The following is an 18,448-nucleotide window of genomic DNA, read 5'->3' as shown; positions in this document are numbered from 1 at the left end:
TCTCCTCCTCATCTATTACAAATCATCAAAACCATTCAAATCACTAGTCTTCACGTATTGACGGCTAGTTTGCTCGAAGAAATCCGTCTTTGTGTCGTCGAAGTTATCAACGTACGCGCGGATCCACTTCATTGGATTGTCCGTGAACTCTGGGTAAATTTCGCTCAAGCCGAGCATGCGCAACATTTTGTTTGCGCGATACTTGATGTAACCTTCCATCTCTTCCAGCTCCAGGCCATCGATGCCTCCTAATACGTAGCGGCTCCAGATGACTTCTTGCTCGACGGAGTGGCGGAATTGGTCATAGATCCATTCCGTGAATTCGTCTGTGTTGTACTCTGGATTTTCAGCCAATGCTGCTCGGAAGATATCGCTGATCGCTTTACCATGTTGCAGTTCATCACGGTTGATGTACGAAATCATCGTCGATGTGCCGACCATTTTCTGGTGGCGCGCCAAGTTATAGAAGAACGCGAAACCACTGTAGAAGAATAGACCTTCTAATAAAGTCGTGTAGACCATCGCTTTTAGAACAGTTTCGATTGTCGGGTTCTCCGCAAATTCATTGTAGACGTCTACAATTCGTTCATTTCGCTTCATTAATACTTCATCTGTACGTCCCATTTCGAAAGCTTCCATTTGCTTGTCCAAGTTCGTGACAGATGAAAGTACGTACGCGTAGCTGTGATTATGTTCACTTTCCTGGTCTGCAATTGTCGCTAGAATCGACTTGACGGAAGGATCCGTTGTGAAGTCTGCGATTTTCATTGCAATGACGGTTTGTGGACCATCAAGTGTAGCGAGTAGGCCGATAATTTTTAGGAATGCGGATTGCTCTTCTTTTGTCAGGCTTGAGAACTGCTTGACGTCTTGTGTCATGTCCACTTCATTCGCTGTCCAGAAAAGAGCCCGGATTCGCTGACGTAGTGTATAGAAATGAGGGTGCGCGATGTCGTTCCAGTTCAGGATGCCGCTTGCTTCCCCTCCGAAAATAGCTGTTGCCTTATTCGGGTTTGCAGGATTCAGTACTTTTACTCGTGTAAGTGTCGCCAATGTTCGAGCACTCCTTTCGTCCAATTCGTAACGATTTGTTCTTGCATGCCGCGTGGGCTTTGCTCAATCTTCAATGGTTCAAATGGGGAATGATAAAATTTCGCTAGCTTGTCTGCTGCTTTGCAAAATAGATCATCGCCGCCAAACTGGGTATCCCCTGTGCCAAAGACGTAGACGAGCTCGGGTTTATAGCCGACGTCCGCCACGAAATCTTTGACTTCATCCGGCGTTGCTCCTTTTTCCCATGTGAATGAACCGATGCACAACGCGTCGTATTCTTTAACATTTGGGATGAGGCCGATGCCGATACGATAGGTATCGACTTCGACACCTTCATTTTGTAACCGTTCCGTAATCAATTCCGCTACTTCCTGCGTGTTGCCACTCCAGGATGCATAGGCGATTAAGAATGACACCACTCGCACTCCTCAATCTCCGCTGCGGTTGAACGCATATAGTACGTCGTTTTCATGCCGGATTTCCATGCCTGCAAGTGCAGATCCAAAATAACAGATGCGCGGATGGAGTTCGGTACATAGATGTTGAATGAAATCGACTGATCGATGTGCTGCTGACGCGCGGCATTTTGCTTGATAGACCAGCGCTGATCGACGATGTAAGCAGAACGACGGTAAATGTCATACGTATTGTGATCTAGATCCGGTGCAATAACCGGTAATTTATAGTCTTTCTTCTCTTCATGGTAGAACGGCTTGAACACTGGATCGATGGATGCTGTTGAGCCTGCGATAACCGACGTCGAGCTGTTCGGTGCAACTGCCATCAAGTAGCCGTTACGCATACCGTTCATCGCCACATCCATGCGCAGTTCACGCCATTTATTGGAATCGTATTCGCGTTGCTCGAAGTATTCGCCCGTTTGCCAATCCGAACCATCAAACAATGGATACGCGCCTTTTTCTTTTGATAATTCCATTGAAGCTTTAATTGTCAAATACGCGATATTTTCATATAATTCGTCTGCGAAATTCACGGCTTCATCTGATTCCCACTGAATGTTTTTCAATGCGAGTAAATGGTGCCAACCAAATGTGCCAAGTCCAATTCCACGGTAGCGTGCATTTGTGCGTTGTGCTTGTACAACTGGAATTTGGTTTTGATCGATAACGTTGTCGAGCATGCGTACTTGAATTTTGATCAAGCGGTCTAAAACGTCTGCTGTCACTGCTTTTCCAAGGTTGATCGATGATAGATTACATACAACGAAATCGCCTGGCTTCGTGCGTGTGACGACCATATCGTCTTCGAGTGTAACCGATTCATGTGTAGATGCTGACATATTTTGTAGTATTTCTGTACACAAATTACTAGAATAAATAATTCCTTCATGCTTATTAGCGTTCATACGGTTTACTTCGTCGCGGTAAAACATGAATGGTGTTCCTGTCTCCAGCTGGCTACGTAGGATACGTTTCATGATTTCAATCGCTGAAACCGTCTCTCTCGATAGATCTTCATTGCGGACACATTCTTCATACTTCTCGCGGAATGTTCCTTGTCCTTTTGTTTCATCATAAAAATCTTCCAATGAATAGCCCATTTTCGTGCGAACTTCATGTGGATCGAATAAATGCCAGTCTTCACGGGACTCGACTTTCTCCATGAACAAGTCCGGCAAGCATACGCCTGTGAAAATATCATGTGCGCGTAAACGGTCATCCCCGTTATTGAGCTTGAGGTCGAGGAACGTGAAGATATCTTGATGCCATACGTCGAGATAAACGGCTACGGCACCTTGACGTTGACCGAGTTGATCGACACTGACTGCTGTGTTGTTCAGCTGTTTGATCCAAGGAAGAACACCGCTTGACGCACCTTCGAAACCACGAATCGATGCACCGCGTGAACGAACTTTCCCCATATAGACGCCGATCCCGCCACCGAATTTCGACAAGTTTGCGATATCGGTGTTGCTGTTGTAGATTCCTTGCAGTGAATCATCTACTGTATCGATAAAGCAGCTTGATAGCTGACCGTGCATCTTACCTGCGTTCGACAATGTAGGCGTCGCTACCGTCATGTACAAGTTGCTCATCGCCCAATACGCTTCGCCGACTTTATGAATACGGTCTACTGTTTCGTCTTGCATTAACGTCATCGCGATGATTAACCAGCGCTCTTGCGGAAGCTCTACGGACTGCTTCTTAAAGTTTACTGTTACATAGCGGTCTACCAATGTTTTCAAACCGATATATGTGAATAATAGGTCACGAGAAGGATCAAGTAGCTTACCGATTTCCTGCAGCTCGTCCTGGCTGTACTTTTCAGTCAAAACGGGTGTATATAAACCTTGTTCCACCAAGCGTTCTACATTTTTCGCAAAATCGGTATAAACATCCGCTCCACGCAATGCTTTTTGCTTTGCATAGACGTCGAATAAATAAATACGCGCCGCTACAAACGTCCAATACGCATTCGCTTCATCAATACGGCTTAAAGACTCTAGCACCATAGCGTTTGTCCACTCAGTTGCTGAGCTTGCGGGGTGACGCTCTTGGAATTTCTCACTCGCTTCGATCAACGGTTCAATTTGTTTCTTGCCGAATTCCTGTTGTAAGTTTTCCATCAATAAATTAAGTCCCACAGATTCTTGAATAATAGCCATTATATCCGCTCCCTTTAGTTAATTAATTCGGTTATGTACTAAATAAAAAAACTCCCGATATAATCGGGAGTCGTCGATTGACGTGTAGTAGATAGCGGAAAGTTTTAGGCAGACTGAAAAAAGACTGCTTTGTGCTTTCACTCTCCAACCCCGAAGAATGTTTTGCTGAGATGACTGGCAGGTCTACTGGCTGGCACATCGTTCTTCCATCTTTCCTTCCCGCCGAAGCAGTGGTTTTCATAAGATAGTCGTCCGTGCCCTCAGTTGCGGGGGCAGCTCCGTTAGTGGCGGATTCCCTTTTAAACGTGGTGGGTACCAATTCATCTAAATGCTGTTATACACTATATATAGTGTGTTGATTCATATACAACCCTAACATGTTGTGTTCAAACATGCAAAACAAAAATCGAACCGATGTTCAGAATCCTTCTTCTGAACTACGATTCGATTTTTCTTATTCAGTATTTTATAGTATATCAAACTTTTTACTTCTTGACTAAATTGTTTGTGTGAACGTTTTTAAATAGATTGTGAAATTAGTTAGGAGAAGGGATTTCCGCTTCAGCAGGGGGACGCTTTCCGGAGGGCGTGGCCTGAGCCAAGCGAACAGCGAAGGGTTCGCTTTGCCGTATTTCTGAGTACTTTGCAGAAATTAAGGCACCTGTCCAGGGTCTCAGACTCACGCTGATCCTCCCGGAGTCGCCCCCTGCTTCCGCTACAATCCTACTTTCTAACGTAGACCACCTAGAAACTTCACTGTTTTTTAGTACCAGTTCAAAGTCTCAAGAACGTAAGGCCAAAGTTCACAACTTGAAAATCCTGATATCATCTATCAATATCACAAACGATCTTCCGCTCTTTCAGCTGTTTCTTCCCAACATTCTGCTCCTTTTAGGCCAGGGATGCTAGCTGATTTGAAGACGGGGTTTCTGCCAGCTTTTCGTTGTTTGGTGAAGTCGTCGAGTACTTTGAAGGCGATTTTGCCTAGGAGTAGAATAACGACTAGGTTGATGATGGCCATTAGTCCCATGAATAGGTCAGCCATGTCCCAGACTATTTGTACTTTTGCAACAGCTCCGAAAAAGACCATTGCGAGTACGAGTACTTGATAGATTCGTTTCCACATGACGTTGGCGTTGATGAATTCGATGTTCGTTTCGCCATAGTAGTAGTTACCGATGATGGAACTGAAAGCGAAGAACATGATCGCTACGGCGATGAAGTATGGTGCCCATGCGCCTACGTGTACTTCCATGGATGCTTGTGTCAATAAGATACCATTCGTTTCGCCTGATTGGTACAAGCCGCCTAGTAAGATAATGAAGGCAGTTGCTGAACAGATGATGATAGTATCGAAAAATACACCTAATGATTGTACGAGTCCTTGTTTTGCTGGGTGCGATACGTTCGCTGTCGCTGCTGCGTTTGGTACACTACCCATACCTGCTTCATTGGAGAAGAGACCTCGGCGTACACCTTGCATCATTGCCATACCGATTCCGCCACCCATGATTTCCTTAATTCCAAATGCGTGCTCAACAATTAATGCGATCATCGCTGGAACTTCTGTAATGTTCAATATTACAATATACAAGGCCACGATAATATAAAATGTTGCCATTACAGGGACGATTGTCTGCGTTACTTTAACAATACGTTGCACACCGCCAAAGACGATTACTGCCGTCAGGACAATGAGTCCAACTCCTACAGCCCAATGCGGAATGCCGAATACGTCAGTGAACGATTGACTGATTGTGTTTGATTGCACTGCGTTAAAGATGAACCCAAAACACATCGTCAATAAAATCGCGAAGACGATACCTAGTTTCCGCCAACCGAGTGCTTTTTGCATGTAATATGCGGGTCCTCCGCGGAAAGTATCGCCATCTTTCACTTTATATACTTGTGCCAATGTACTTTCAATGAAGGCAGTTGCCATACCGATTAGAGCAATAACCCACATCCAAAATACTGCACCAGGTCCACCGATTCCGATCGCTAGGGCAACCCCTGCTACGTTACCTGTCCCTACGCGTGACGCGGCACTAATTGTGAACGCCTGAAATGGTGATACACCGTCGTTGCTATCTTTCTTCTCTACAATTAGACGGAACATCTCACGAAATAAGCGTATTTGTACAAATTTCGTACGAATCGTGAAATATAAACCTGCTGCCAATAAAAGTCCGATTAAAACATATGTCCAAATGAAATTATTCGCCGGCCCTACAAGCCAGTCGATCGCATTTTGAAACATCTGACCACCTCCTTGTGTATTCTATACCCTACTCGCTTGCTTACTATGCCTTACATAATAAAATAACTAGTTTCTAGTTTGCAAAACTATAGATGCTTTATTCTCCAATAAATTTGCTGCGTCAGTCATCAATTCAGCCAACGACTTCTCTCCGTCGTCCAATGCATGCACTTCAGAGAACCATTCGAGTAACTCGGTACGTGCCGCTTCATCAATAGTTCCCGAAATGACGAGGACCGGAACCCCCTCTACTTTCGCTAGCTTCGCGATGCCCATTAACGCTTTGCCGGCAAGCGTTTGCCGATCTGTCTTTCCTTCACCTGTCAGAATAAGGTCAGCAGAAGAAAGATGGTTTGCAAAATCTATCGCTTCAAGCACGACACTGATTCCACTTTCCAGACGTGCACCGCAATAGGCAATTAATGCACCCGCACTTCCCCCTGCCGCGCCCGCTCCGTGCAGCTCATGCAGACGTACACCTGTCACTCTTTCAGTCTCATCCGCAAAATGCTCCAGTCCTTCGTCTAAATCCAAGACCATTTCGGGATCGGCTCCTTTTTGCGGACCGAAAACCACCGACGCTCCTTGGTCTCCAATGAATGGATTCTCCACGTCAGACGCAATGCGAATATCCGCCTCCAATAGTCGCTTATCCAGTTTCGAACTATCGATTTCATCGAAAACAGAAAGCGTGGAGCCATTCATTTCTAACGGCCACCCTGCCGCTTTAAATTTCACTCCGAGAGCTTCAAGCAGACCTGTACCTCCATCATTCGTCGCGCTGCCCCCAAGCCCGATGATCAATTTACGATATCCTTGGTCGAGCGCATGACGAATCAATTGCCCCGTACCGTATGTAGACGCTTTCATCGGATTGAGTTCTTTTTTCGCAAGCAACATCAATCCAGAGGCCTGGGCCATTTCAATAACCGCTGTCTCGCCGTCTCCAAGCACCCCCAGATGTGCATCGATCACTCGGCCAAGCGGATCTTGCACAGACACCGTTTGAATAGTCCCGCCAGTTGACGAAATCAGCGCATTCAGCGTCCCTTCCCCTCCGTCTGCAACAGGTAACCGTACGACCTCTGCGTCTGGAAACACTTTTTTCACTCCATTAGATAAAGCGTCGGCCGCTTCCTCCGCACTCAAACTACCCTTAAATGCATCAGGTGCAATAACAATCTTCACGACTCTCACTCCCTTTATGTGTATTCTAGCAGATTATGCGGGAAAAGTTACCATGCAAATATTGGTTTTTTAATATATTTATATAATGAGTTGAGGGAATTGTCTATGGTTGTCTGTTTGAGTGGATGCTTTTAGATGGTCCTGAGTGATCATGGAAGGCGTGTGAACGCTCTTAGATGGACCGTGTGTGATCATGGAAGGCGCGTGAACGCTCTTAGATGGCCGTGAGTGATCATGGAAGGCGCGCGAACGCTCTTAGATCGACCGCGAGTGATCATAGAAGCCGCGCGAACGCTCTTAGATCGACCGCGAGTGATCATGGAATGCGTGTGAACGCTCTTAGATCAACCGCAAGTAATCATAGAAACCCCGCGAACGCTCTTAGACGGCCCTGAGCGATCATAGAAAACGCGCGAACGCTCTTAGATCAACCGCAAGTGATCATAGAAACCCCGGGAACGCTCTTAGATGGCCCGCAAGTGATCATAGAAAACGCGCGAACGCTCTTAGAAATCCACAAGTGATCATAGAAGCCTCGGGAACGCTCTTAGACGGCCCGCGAGTGATCATAGAAACCCCGCGAACGCTCTTAGAAATCCACAAGTGATCATAGAAGCCACGCATCCGCTCTATGCACCTGTGTCCCACAGCCCTCACATCTCATCAACAATGTATTAATCCCCCTGTCCTCAGGGAACACTCCGTATGTGAGGAAAGGAGCAGTATATAATGACGGTCATGCAAGTGAAGAATTGGACGAATCGAAAAACATATGAGAAGAGAAATCTCTGGGCGGGTATATTATTTGGGCTCGGGTTTGTGGCGTTTTTGGATGAGACACTGTTTCATCAGCTGCTGCATTGGCACAAGTTTTATGATAAATCTACTGTGGCGGTCGGCTTGGTGTCGGATGGTTTGTTTCATGCGTTCAGCTGGTTTGCGACGGTGGGCGCGTTGTTTTTGGTAGCGGATTTGCGTAAGAGGAATGCGTTATGGCATAAGATGTTCTGGGGTGGTAAGTTGCTTGGTGGCGGTGCGTTCCAATTGTATGACGGGACCATTCAACATAAGGTTATGCGCATTCATCAGATTCGTTATCATGTAGATATTGTTCCGTATGATGTTGTTTGGAACGTTGCTGCGATTGTGATGATTGGGGCTGGTCTGTTGTTAATCAAGTCAGCGCACCAGGATGCCCGATCGGCGGACAGGCTGGTGCTTCATGCTACATGATGCTTATCTTAGTGCAACGGATTGGCTGTTTGGGGGGCTTGCGGTGTTGGCCATTCTGCTATACAGCGTCGCGGTATTTCATTCCAATCGGCAAAGACGTTTGCGGAAATGGCCATACAAACGGACGGTGTTGTGGATCGCAGGCGTATTCGTTTCAGTAAGCGCTGTTGTCGGACCCCTAGCCGAACTGTCGCATGCTCATTTTACTTGGCATATGTTGGGCCATCTTCTGCTTGGCATGCTCGGTCCCCTACTATTGGTGCTCGCTGCTCCTATGACGTTGGTTCTGCGGGCACTTCCCGTTCGGCAGGCTAGGAAGGTAAGCTACTTGCTAAAAAGTCGACTCGCGGGGTTCTATACACATCCCGTCATCGCTTCTATTTTGAACATCGGTGGGCTTTGGTTGTTATACACGACGGGCTTATTTGCCGCCATGCATCACCATCTCTGGCTGCATATCATCATCCATCTACACGTGTTTGTTGCGGGTTATCTATTTACTATTTCTCTGTTATACATCGATCCCGTCTCTCACCGCTATAGTTTCCGCTACCGTACAGTAGTCTTTATTGTAGCTCTTGCAGGACACGGAATTTTATCCAAATTACTATACGCTTATCCGCCTTCCGGTGTGCCAATTGAAGAGGCGCGGGCAGGAGCAATGCTTATGTATTACGGTGGCGACGCGGTCGATCTCGTGATCATCATTTTATTGTTTAGCAGCTGGTATCACTCGACCAAACGTCAACATAGCCACGTTCCATCTACTCCCAACCGGCAGGCGCACGCAAATGAAATAACACAAAACGCACCCGCGAGCTAATGGGTGCGTTTTAGTATGTAGCTATTTCCGATACAACCGTCAGAAAGTGGCATAAACCTTCTCATCCCCATCTTTGACAACAAAGACATCACAGCGACAGACGGCTTGACGTTTACCTGAAGAAATAACTGTCTTCCGGGCAATTATTTTTCCACCTATCGCGGGCCGTACATAGTTGATTTTGTATTCTATGGTCAATACGTTCGGACCTAGAACGGACCCACCTACAAAAGTCAACGCGTTATCCGCTACATAACCAATAACCCCAACTTGTACAATACCATGTTGCTATAGTAGATGTTCCATGGCGGGAACTTCTAAAACTACTTCCACTGTAGTGAAATCCAGTAATTTCATTCCCAAAAGCCCTCTGAAAGATTGGGCTTTTAGTGCTTGTTTACCAATATGAAAAATTTTATTTTCGGTGATTGCACATCCACAAAAAAAGCCCTCTTCATCGATAGGAAAGGGTCCGTAAAGTAGGATAAATCAAAACACAAAGAACCAAGACAATGGTGTCAATTCAATTACACCTGTGACCATAATAGAAAGAATAATCACGATAGACAGTTGTCTAGGGTCTCGGTAGAAGATCACGCACAAAATGACGTACATAATAAGCTCTTCTAAATAATTCACATTAAAATAAAACAATCCCACTCCGAGTGCAAGACTTAACATCACCCCCATAGGTAACGCGGGTAAAAAATTAGCCAAATATCTACTATGTTTCGCATACCAGACCATCACCGCAAGAAACGGCGTAACGACTGCTATACCCCCCCAGTACTTCATATCATTCGTCGAATACACACCGAATAAATGGGCGGAGTATAGATAATAGCCGGTCAGCATTCCTAAAAAGAATAGTAATGTATGAATCGCCGCCCGCATCGCTGTTTGACTGTATGCCGCAATGCAAGTTGCAATTAATACCCAAATGCCCATTCTAGTGAAGATATCTCCAAGGAAAGGGACAAAATCTAACATCTTGGTTAATACACCAAATAGAATACTGACTACTAGCCATGATACAAGCACAACTATTCTTTGCATCTCTTTCACATCCATAAGTTACTATATTCCATGCATTAAGTAGTTTATTATATGTAAGAAGATCTATGTAAAAAAGATTTCTCTACCTTCGATAAACTTGTACTTTGAAAAGCCAAATATGCCTCAAATTATATTGAGGTTATCGATAATAATTTGTAATCTCGATTGCATCTATTTGAACAGGTACATTATTGTAATTCAAAACTATTGTATAGGTTTTATTTCGCTGATGTGAAGTTGTTTTTCCATTCTGGTCTTATTTTTACTCATGCATCCACACTTTATCATTCTTCCACTCATTCCGTACCTTTGGCTATTGCTCGATCTATTTCGTGTCCCACAGTTGGTTGATTATGCCAATCATCAGTCAGAATTGGCATTGGTTCGCGCAATAAAGCGTTCAAGAGATATCTAGGAACATTAATAAAACCCCGCCACTTCCTCCATGTGAAGAAGTGGCGGGGTCATACGATATAAGACAAGCTTATTTCGCCAAAGCTATCTTAATATGCGCTAAATGATGTTCTTCATGCCAAGCTAGCTTTGCGATCTTTTTCGCTACTGTGATCTCGCCGTTTACTTGATGAATAAATGTTCGTTGCAGTTGCGCTTCCGTTAGACTATTGCCTAACGCTACAATACGCTCATTGATTCCTTCGAGCATTTTAATCGAAGGCTCAACCGGTAGTTCTGTGTCAGGTAGTACAGCCCATTTCTCTTGATCAAACGCGGGCGCTGTTGGATTGTCGTCAGTTAACGCAAGCTTTAGTCGCTGATACATCGTCAACTGCGAGTCTGCAATATGATGCACCAATTGACGAACGGTCCATGCACCTTCGCGATACGTTTTATGTAACTCTTCGTCATTCAATGAATCTACAGTTTCTCTCAATCGAGTCGTGTAGGTTTCAATTTCTCGTACCCACTGTTGAATATCTTCCAATGTTACATGTTCAGGAACGTGTAATTCTCCGATCGGAAATCGACTATCCATGACGAACCCCCCTTTTCATTACCTCATTATCCCACAAACTGTCTAACTATTCTATTTATTGAGCGGTGAAAATGGTAATTTCAATTATTTTTGAAAATATTACTGAATGTATCGCCCCTTACGTTGCATCACACTTTATATTACAAAAGAGGACTCCCCAACGACAATTCGGGTAGCCCTCTTCCCTATCTAATTACCTTCTTTTCTGCGCTGCTTTCATAATATAGCTAACGATTATGACAAAAATCAGCGCCCCTACAATACTTGGTACGACATAAAAATCGCCTAAGCGCGGTCCCCAACTGCCGAATAAATTTCCACCAATCCACGCACCTATGATTCCTGTAATAATATTGCCGGCGATACCGCCTGGGACACTTTTGCCAATGATTAGACTAGCAAACCAGCCAATCACACCGCCAATTATTAAATATAAAAGGACACTCATTTCCCACACCCCTTCTCTTATTTTTATACGTATTTGATGCTTTATCTCCGAACCTGACAATGAAGTGATCGAGTTACAGCCTTAAGAATAATCTATTCCTTGATACAGCATAGTATTCGCCAAATAAAAATCTGTGTAGGTATATTTAAGCGATAAATAGCGCTCGTACGTTCCGATGGTAGGGGATGATATAATGTACTACAGTACTAGATATACGCAGTAGAAACAGGAGGTTATAACGGTATGCGATCCTTTCATTTTAACGGCAGTCGAATAGTGAAAACAGGCATAGCGATCTTTTTGACAGCTATTATTTGTGAATGGTTTAATTGGCCACCAGTATTTGCGGTCATCACAGCCATTGTTACAATTGAGCCGACCGTTAGTGATTCCATCAAAAAAGGGTTCGTACGATTTCCGGCTTCCGCTATCGGTTCCGCATTTGCTGTACTCTTTATCACGCTCTTCGGGAATTCCCCGATTACCTATACATTAGCAGCGGTGGCCACTATTTTAGTCTGTTACCGATTAAACTTGCATGCTGGCCTACTCGTTGCCACATTGACCGCGGTCGCCATGGTCGAAGTCATCCACAGCAATTACTTAATCGCGTTCTTCATTCGATTAGGTACGACAACAGTCGGTCTACTCGTATCTACCGCAGTCAACATGCTCGTCTTCCCTCCGAACTACCGGAAAGATATTCTGACAAGCATCCAAAGTATCGGAGAACGGGCAGGCAGTATGTTGGAACGAACATTCCGAAAAAATTTATATGATGAACATGAAGATCACTTAGGTGAACGAGAAAATCTCAAGCAACTAACGAAAGATATCAAAAGAACAGAAACGTTCATAAATTTTCAGCGCAATGAATCCAAAATTTATCCATGGGTCAAAAATCGAGAGGCAGAACTTCTCATGGCAGAAAGGCAATTAACATTTTTGCATAATCTTGAATTTCACTTGGGGACTTTACTGCATATTCCGCGGCAAATCACTTCGTGGACTCCGACAGAACGTCATGTGATCATGCAAGCCGTGACGCAGCTGGCGCATGATTTAAAGCATTCTATTGACTATGATCCAGAAAAGCACAGGGCGCAATTACAACATGTCACCGATCTTTTTTGGGAAGATACGAAGTGCATCACAGCAGATGAAGGAATTCATCCGAGCCAGTTCCCGCCAGAGTTCGTGATTCTCTATGAATTGATCACTATTTATGATTTAGTGGATCAATATTATGACCCCGCTAGTTTGAAAGTGGCGCAAAAGGAAGTTCAATAATTTATTGTTCAACAAGAGTCTGAATATATTCGGACTCATTTTTTTGCTCATATACATTCTCTACGGGTCTATCGCCTCTTTATGTCATAGACATATGTTCAATTTATGACTGTAACCACAATAATTCGACAAGATATGACAACTGTCACTAGGACGTTACTATGCAGTAGTGTAGATTATGAATAGGTCATGTACGTTTCAAAATCACATTTATATAGAGGAGAAACAGTTATTGCAGAAAATAGCTTGGATTACAGATACTGCTGCACAACTGGATGATGCATTCATCCAAAAATATGATGTATATGTTCTGCCACTGGGTGTAGTTTTTTCCGATGTCTGTTATAAAGAGTCCATCGATATTACGAAGGACGAGTTTTACGATAAATTACGTGCGGCAAAAGTTTCTCCAAAAACCTCTCAACCCGCAATCGGTGAGATGACTTCATTATACGAAAGATTACAGGCTGATGGATATGACTTTGCGGTCGCTGTGCACTTATCTAGCGGACTTTCTGGAACGTTTGAAACTGCTCGAGCGGCTGCGAACATGACAGACTTCCCTGTGTATCCCATCGACTCAAAAATCGGTTCATTTCCGATGGTTAAGATGATTGAAATTGGCAATGAATTGTTCGCAGACGGCAAAGAACCAGAAGAAGTGGTCGCAACCCTTAACGCTATGGCTTCTCACTCGAAGTTGTCGTTTATTCCGGGTGGTCTTGGCCAATTGCATAAAAGTGGACGCGTTTCTGGGACACAAGCATTCTTAAGTAATCTACTGAATATTAAAGTCCTGATCAGTTTCGAGAACGGGAAAGCTGTCATGACAGAAAAAGTTCGGTCGAATAAGCGGGCAAAAAATCACGTAACATCCTTACTCCGAGCTGACATGGTAAAAGCCGATGTGCCCGAAGTGGCTGTCATCCACTGCCACAATGCGCATGACGCGGAAATTTGGAAGAATGAATTACAATCAGAATTCCCGACACTGCAAGTACACGTCGTTTCACTGAGTGTCTGCGTAGCGGTACATGCCGGTGAAGGAACTACTGGCTTAAGCTGGGTAACCTATTAACTATAGGCAGGGACCGAATCTATACAGATTCGGTCCCTGCCTCTTTTTATAGCCTATACGAAGGTATGAGTCCCTTTTTATACAAGAACGCTATCGCATTCAAAAATGAACTAGGCACTTTTTTCGAAAAGTAACGTTTTTGATAAAATTGTCGATGTGCTTTTTTAAGATTATTCCATTGTTTACAGTTCTTTTTCTGTCTATACCGTGCCACATCGATGAGCCGCACTTGCTCATCAGGCGTGATGAAAATATTGCGTAAATGAATGTCTGAAGGATTCAATCCGCAATTTACTGCTAAAGATAACGCATGATCAATCTCTTTTATATGCACCTCTGTAATTAATCGCCCATTGGTCATACAATCGAAAAGCGTTTCTCCTTCAATATAATCCATCACCACATAATTCGCTCCCGTTTCATAAATACTAGGGAAATAGCGAATGCTTGTAAGTGATTGATACACTTCAGCTTCTTCTTTCGCGATATAAGAAGAACCTGGAAAGAACACTTTAATGGCTTTATTCGAAGACATAATCCTAAAAACAAATGCACTTCTCCCTGTTCCGACTAGCTGCAACGAAGGATTATAGCCCAGTAGACGATTCTTTTTATTTATGATGATCGAATCTACAAGTTCTTGATACATACTCAATATATTACCTCCAGTAGTTTTAAAAAATAAAAAAGAGACATCAAGACCAATTATTGGTCTCGATGTCTCTACTAAAATAAAAGACCTCACCAAATAATTGGTAAGGTCTCGCAAACAACGTGAGTTGCCAGTAAGGCCGAGGATGTATATCCTGTATTGACGACTTTTACTGTAATAGCTACTCCCCTTAACGGAAGCGGAACGTATAATGTTGTAAGTTCACTATAAACCGAAACGGATGATACATCAATGAATTGCATGGATCATCACGAAACAATTCATGATTTAATACATACACGATGTAAGTCGTTGACGAACATCTCTACATGTTCTTTCTTCGTAGCCCAGCTTGTACAAAATCTAACCGCGCTATGTGTCGCATCTACCTTTTCCCAGTGAGAGAATGAATAGTTATTGCTTAATTCCGCAATGACATACTCCGGCAAAATCGGGAATTGCTGATTCGTTGTGGAATCATAGCGTAAGGCAAATCCATTTTCCACGAATGCTTGGCGAAGGATCAACGCCATATCCACAGCATGTTTTGAAACTTCGTAGTACAAACCATCTTCAAACAATGTTTCGAACTGGATGCCTAAAAGACGCCCTTTAGCCAGCAAGCCACCTCTTTGTTTGATCAAATAGCGGAAATCTTTTTTTAGTGACTCATTTGTGATAACTACCGCTTCGCCAAACATGGCACCGATTTTCGTTCCGCCAATATAGAATACGTCACATAGTCGTGCATAATCTGCCAGTGTGATATCGTTATCTGGCGATGCCAAACCGTATCCTAATCTAGCTCCGTCCAGTATGAGTGGCAGCTGACTTTCCTTACACACTTTATTCAAAGCTTCCAGTTCAGCTTTTGTGTAAGTCGTTCCATTTTCTGTAGGGTTCGAAATATAGACGAGACCTGGTTGCACAGAATGCTCAGGACTTGCATCACTCCAATGAGCATCGACTAATTCTTTCACTTGATCAGCTGTAATCTTTCCGTCTTCACTCGGTATCGTAAGCACTTTATGTCCAGTCGCTTCAATGGCACCCGTTTCGTGTGTAGCGATATGGCCACTATCTGCAGCGATGGCACCTTGATATGGACGCAAAATCGAAGCGATGATTGTCGTATTGGTTTGAGTTCCCCCTACTAAAAAGTGGACATCTGCTTCTGGTGCTTCACACTCTTTTCGAATAAATCCTCTAGCCTTTTCACAGTGTTCGTCCATACCGTATCCAGGAGTTTGTTCTTCATTCGTCTCAATCAATCGTTTCAGAATTCGCTCATGAGCGCCTTCCGTATAATCATTTTCAAATCGTATCATAGTTGTCCATCTCCAAATATGCTTGATTTTTTTTGCAAGTATACCATAGAAATGTGGGTGTCTGTTGTAATTTAAATTGTTCTTATAATGTCGAATGTTTCGATTGTTCTTTAATTAAAAGCGGCTAGAACGTACTTATTCTGTGAAAAGCTGATGTAACTCGCTATCTTGCTCAAGCATACGTTGAATGAGTGTTTCCAACTCGTTTTCATTTGCAACGTCATGTAATTCCTTACCGTACCAATCTTCTAACTTCGCTTTGGTAATCTTATATGAATGATCTTCAAAATCAAAGACAACCCATTCGGCATTATCAATTAATGTAAATAGATAACTAGCATTGTAAACAGCCGCTTCCTCATATTCACGTTCAGCCATTTCTGTATCTATATTTTCATACATGATGGTCATTCCATACGGTTGTGTTTTTGTTTCAAGCGAAACCTCATGAAACTTTTCAGCGTATGGAAGTTGTTCAATTATATGAATAACCGCACTATTATCCCCAATCAATGATCCTTTGTATTGAAATACATCCTCACTCTTTTGATTCGTAGTGGAACTGCAACCTGTCAATAGAAGGAGTAAACATAGTGGTAGTAGCAAACGCTTTGTGATGTTCTTCATTTTTCATCCCCCTCATTCGTCTTCATTGATCAAGCTAGTCTAATTAAAAAGTCACGATTACATGAAAGGTCCATTTGCTTTTATTTTCAACACTTTGTTTACAAGCAGTGAAATGTGGAAAAATATTAACGAAGCTAACACACCGAGTATAAAAATATTGGATATGAGTAATCCCGAGACTTCTCCGTCGATCAGGTACGTGATGAGTAAAAGTAAGCTTACAATGAATAATCCGCCTGCTATATATACGAGGATGTACATGATGTATTTCAAGACTTCATTTCGAAACTTGATTTTCTCGAAATAGACATCGACGTAATGCGAGTACACAATCCCACCAATTATATATATGGGTAAGGAATAAAGGAGGTATAGAACAAACAGCGCGCTGATAGTGAAGGTACTAACGCTATCTCGCTGTTCCATTGAAGATGTATATTCAAAAAAAGCCAAGCTTAAAGCAAATACTAGTGCAGAAAGTATAGCGATACTAAATCTTCGTAAAATTTTCATTTATTTTACCTCTATTCATGCTAAAACCTTAAGGTAGATGTGATTCACTCAACGTTCGATGGTTGTCACTTTATTTAAAATCACATCATTCATCGCCGAATACACTCCCTCTTTCCCGAATGCTTTGTAATACTTCTGCTCGTTGCTGGTTAAGGTTAATGTACATACTAAAAGCCTTCATTCGCTGTTTTATAAACTCATTTTCATCACGGCAAGAAAGTAACTTACCTGTTGAAAAAATTTGCATAGCAAATACTGTATCTACCTCTCGAATATTGACTAAATCGACTTCCCTTTTAGCAACTTGTGCTAGTTCACCCGCTAATATAAAACGTTCATATGATGAAAGTAAATCAACTGCATAATAACCCAAATCAATATCACTGTCTTCTCTAGCAGTGCCTTTTCCATGAGATCCAAATAATAAAATAAATGACGGATTTACTCGTTCATTTAGCAAGTCTACAACTTCTTTTTTTATTTCTTCAGATAGCATGACTCTCACCACTTTCGTCTGTTTTATCTATTATAAAAGGAGTAACCAAAAATGGCTACTCCTCCCCTCATCCACACTCGTTTCTTACATAACGATTTGCCGTTAACGCGCCCGATTAACGAAGATTATAGACTACAACCTTTTACTAAAAAACAGTAGTGATCTTAATTTCTTTTCGTTTAATTAGATCCGCTAAAGGAATTCCCTCTATTTTCACATAATCAATTATATATTGATTAAGGTCACCAAAATACTCGCTTACCCTTTTTTGACCAATCCACATAGCTCTTCCTTCTAAAGAATGTGAAATAAAGTATTCTTGCTTCTGATAAACAAATTCAATTTCCCTACCTTGTTCTAAGTAAAATAAAAAATGTTCATAACTAATACTTTCACCTGCTGGGACATCATCAAACCTTTTTAGTTTATCCATATCACAACAACCTTTCTTAAAGGCCCATTTTATGAAAAAGGGTACAATCCTTATTTAAGAATTGCGCCCGATTACCTTATTACTCGATTAATGTTGCGATATCTTTTTCAATTTCAAAAATCAAAAATCATCATCTTCCTCAACTATTACTTTTCCATATCTAACTTCTTTGTCAATTATCATTTCAAAGTAGTCCGTTTCGTTATTCAATTCAAAAACTGGACATTGATCATATCTAACATCACCAATAAAAATTGCTCTTACTTTTTTCATTGTCGTTTCCTTTCAATGCAATATTATTTTCCTAGCCATTTGAACTAATTGGCCCGATTGAAGCACATCTAATGGTT

19 protein-coding genes and 1 riboswitch are annotated in these 18,448 nt (G+C 42.7%); of the genes, 4 read left to right on the top strand and 15 right to left on the bottom strand.

Annotated elements, in window-relative coordinates:
- Positions 1-15: 15 nt before the first annotated feature.
- The 5 genes from CSV76_RS06030 to CSV76_RS06010 form a co-directional block, all read right to left on the bottom strand.
- Positions 16-1,053 carry a ribonucleotide-diphosphate reductase subunit beta gene (locus tag CSV76_RS06030; protein ID WP_085428033.1) on the bottom strand — a complete coding sequence of 346 codons (1,038 nt, stop codon included), beginning with the start codon at positions 1,051-1,053 and terminating at the stop codon, positions 16-18.
- Positions 1,032-1,469 carry a flavodoxin gene (locus CSV76_RS06025; RefSeq protein ID WP_085428032.1) on the bottom strand — a complete coding sequence of 146 codons (438 nt, stop codon included), beginning with the start codon at positions 1,467-1,469 and terminating at the stop codon, positions 1,032-1,034. Before CSV76_RS06025 ends, CSV76_RS06030 begins: the two co-directional genes overlap by 22 nt.
- Complete coding sequence (locus tag CSV76_RS06020) at positions 1,457-3,640, bottom strand: ribonucleoside-diphosphate reductase subunit alpha (protein ID WP_369823301.1); 2,184 nt, start codon at positions 3,638-3,640, stop codon at positions 1,457-1,459. The genes CSV76_RS06025 and CSV76_RS06020 overlap by 13 nt, the downstream gene beginning before the upstream one ends.
- Before the next feature lie 198 nt (positions 3,641-3,838).
- A riboswitch (cobalamin riboswitch) is annotated at positions 3,839-4,015 on the bottom strand.
- Positions 4,016-4,517: 502 nt separating this feature from the next.
- Positions 4,518-5,939, bottom strand: a complete 1,422-nt coding sequence (locus CSV76_RS06015; protein WP_099624987.1) for an alanine/glycine:cation symporter family protein — start codon at positions 5,937-5,939, stop codon at positions 4,518-4,520.
- A gap of 66 nt (positions 5,940-6,005) precedes the next feature.
- The gene (locus CSV76_RS06010; RefSeq protein ID WP_099624986.1) at positions 6,006-7,127 is read right to left on the bottom strand and encodes a glycerate kinase; all 1,122 of its coding nucleotides are present in this window, start codon (positions 7,125-7,127) and stop codon (positions 6,006-6,008) included.
- A 726-nt stretch (positions 7,128-7,853) separates the two neighbouring features.
- On the opposite strand from CSV76_RS06010, the gene CSV76_RS06005 reads away from it, so the two are divergent.
- Both CSV76_RS06005 and CSV76_RS06000 read left to right on the top strand, forming a co-directional pair.
- Positions 7,854-8,360, top strand: coding sequence for a DUF2243 domain-containing protein (locus CSV76_RS06005; protein WP_369823300.1), 507 nt, complete (start codon positions 7,854-7,856; stop codon positions 8,358-8,360).
- The gene (locus CSV76_RS06000) at positions 8,350-9,183 is read left to right on the top strand and encodes a cytochrome c oxidase assembly protein (protein ID WP_099624984.1); all 834 of its coding nucleotides are present in this window, start codon (positions 8,350-8,352) and stop codon (positions 9,181-9,183) included. Before CSV76_RS06005 ends, CSV76_RS06000 begins: the two co-directional genes overlap by 11 nt.
- A 39-nt stretch (positions 9,184-9,222) precedes the next feature.
- Here CSV76_RS06000 and CSV76_RS05995 read toward each other — a convergent pair whose 3' ends face one another.
- The 4 genes from CSV76_RS05995 to CSV76_RS05980 form a co-directional block, all read right to left on the bottom strand.
- Entirely contained in the window at positions 9,223-9,462 is a 240-nt protein-coding gene (locus CSV76_RS05995) for a PaaI family thioesterase (protein ID WP_199173043.1), read from the bottom strand.
- A 210-nt stretch (positions 9,463-9,672) separates the two neighbouring features.
- A complete protein-coding gene (locus CSV76_RS05990; protein WP_099625120.1) occupies positions 9,673-10,239 on the bottom strand; it encodes a DUF6518 family protein in 567 nt (188 codons plus the stop codon).
- A 484-nt stretch (positions 10,240-10,723) separates the two neighbouring features.
- The gene (locus CSV76_RS05985; protein WP_099624983.1) at positions 10,724-11,233 is read right to left on the bottom strand and encodes a YfiT family bacillithiol transferase; all 510 of its coding nucleotides are present in this window, start codon (positions 11,231-11,233) and stop codon (positions 10,724-10,726) included.
- Between the two features lie 193 nt (positions 11,234-11,426).
- Positions 11,427-11,681 (bottom strand): GlsB/YeaQ/YmgE family stress response membrane protein, encoded by a 255-nt coding sequence (locus CSV76_RS05980; RefSeq protein ID WP_099624982.1) that lies wholly within the window; start codon positions 11,679-11,681, stop codon positions 11,427-11,429.
- Between the two features lie 243 nt (positions 11,682-11,924).
- On the opposite strand from CSV76_RS05980, the gene CSV76_RS05975 reads away from it, so the two are divergent.
- Both CSV76_RS05975 and CSV76_RS05970 read left to right on the top strand, forming a co-directional pair.
- Entirely contained in the window at positions 11,925-12,971 is a 1,047-nt protein-coding gene (locus CSV76_RS05975; RefSeq protein WP_099624981.1) for an FUSC family protein, read from the top strand.
- 232 nt (positions 12,972-13,203) lie between these two features.
- Entirely contained in the window at positions 13,204-14,049 is an 846-nt protein-coding gene (locus CSV76_RS05970; protein ID WP_085428020.1) for a DegV family protein, read from the top strand.
- Between the two features lie 46 nt (positions 14,050-14,095).
- On the opposite strand, the gene CSV76_RS05965 is transcribed toward CSV76_RS05970, so the two are convergent.
- The 6 genes from CSV76_RS05965 to CSV76_RS17210 all read right to left on the bottom strand — a co-directional run bounded on the left by CSV76_RS05965 (position 14,096) and on the right by CSV76_RS17210 (position 18,371).
- Entirely contained in the window at positions 14,096-14,698 is a 603-nt protein-coding gene (locus CSV76_RS05965; RefSeq protein ID WP_085429069.1) for an RIO1 family regulatory kinase/ATPase domain-containing protein, read from the bottom strand.
- A 284-nt stretch (positions 14,699-14,982) separates the two neighbouring features.
- Complete coding sequence (locus tag CSV76_RS05960) at positions 14,983-16,029, bottom strand: threonine aldolase family protein (protein WP_085428019.1); 1,047 nt, start codon at positions 16,027-16,029, stop codon at positions 14,983-14,985.
- A 135-nt stretch (positions 16,030-16,164) separates the two neighbouring features.
- Entirely contained in the window at positions 16,165-16,656 is a 492-nt protein-coding gene (locus CSV76_RS05955; protein ID WP_099624979.1) for a DUF4825 domain-containing protein, read from the bottom strand.
- Positions 16,657-17,254: 598 nt separating this feature from the next.
- Positions 17,255-17,665: a type VII toxin-antitoxin system MntA family adenylyltransferase antitoxin gene (gene mntA, locus CSV76_RS05945; RefSeq protein ID WP_099624977.1), complete on the bottom strand. Its 411-nt coding sequence runs from the start codon at positions 17,663-17,665 to the stop codon at positions 17,255-17,257.
- Positions 17,666-17,810: 145 nt separating this feature from the next.
- Positions 17,811-18,098, bottom strand: a complete 288-nt coding sequence (locus CSV76_RS05940) for a hypothetical protein (protein ID WP_099624976.1) — start codon at positions 18,096-18,098, stop codon at positions 17,811-17,813.
- Positions 18,099-18,218: 120 nt separating this feature from the next.
- Positions 18,219-18,371, bottom strand: coding sequence for a hypothetical protein (locus tag CSV76_RS17210; protein ID WP_158232666.1), 153 nt, complete (start codon positions 18,369-18,371; stop codon positions 18,219-18,221).
- Positions 18,372-18,448 lie beyond the last annotated feature (77 nt).

It is taken from the genome of Sporosarcina sp. P17b (genome assembly GCF_002743115.1).
Lineage (GTDB): Bacteria > Bacillota > Bacilli > Bacillales_A > Planococcaceae > Sporosarcina > Sporosarcina ureae_C.
This window is presented reverse-complemented; position numbering and strand designations above follow the sequence as displayed.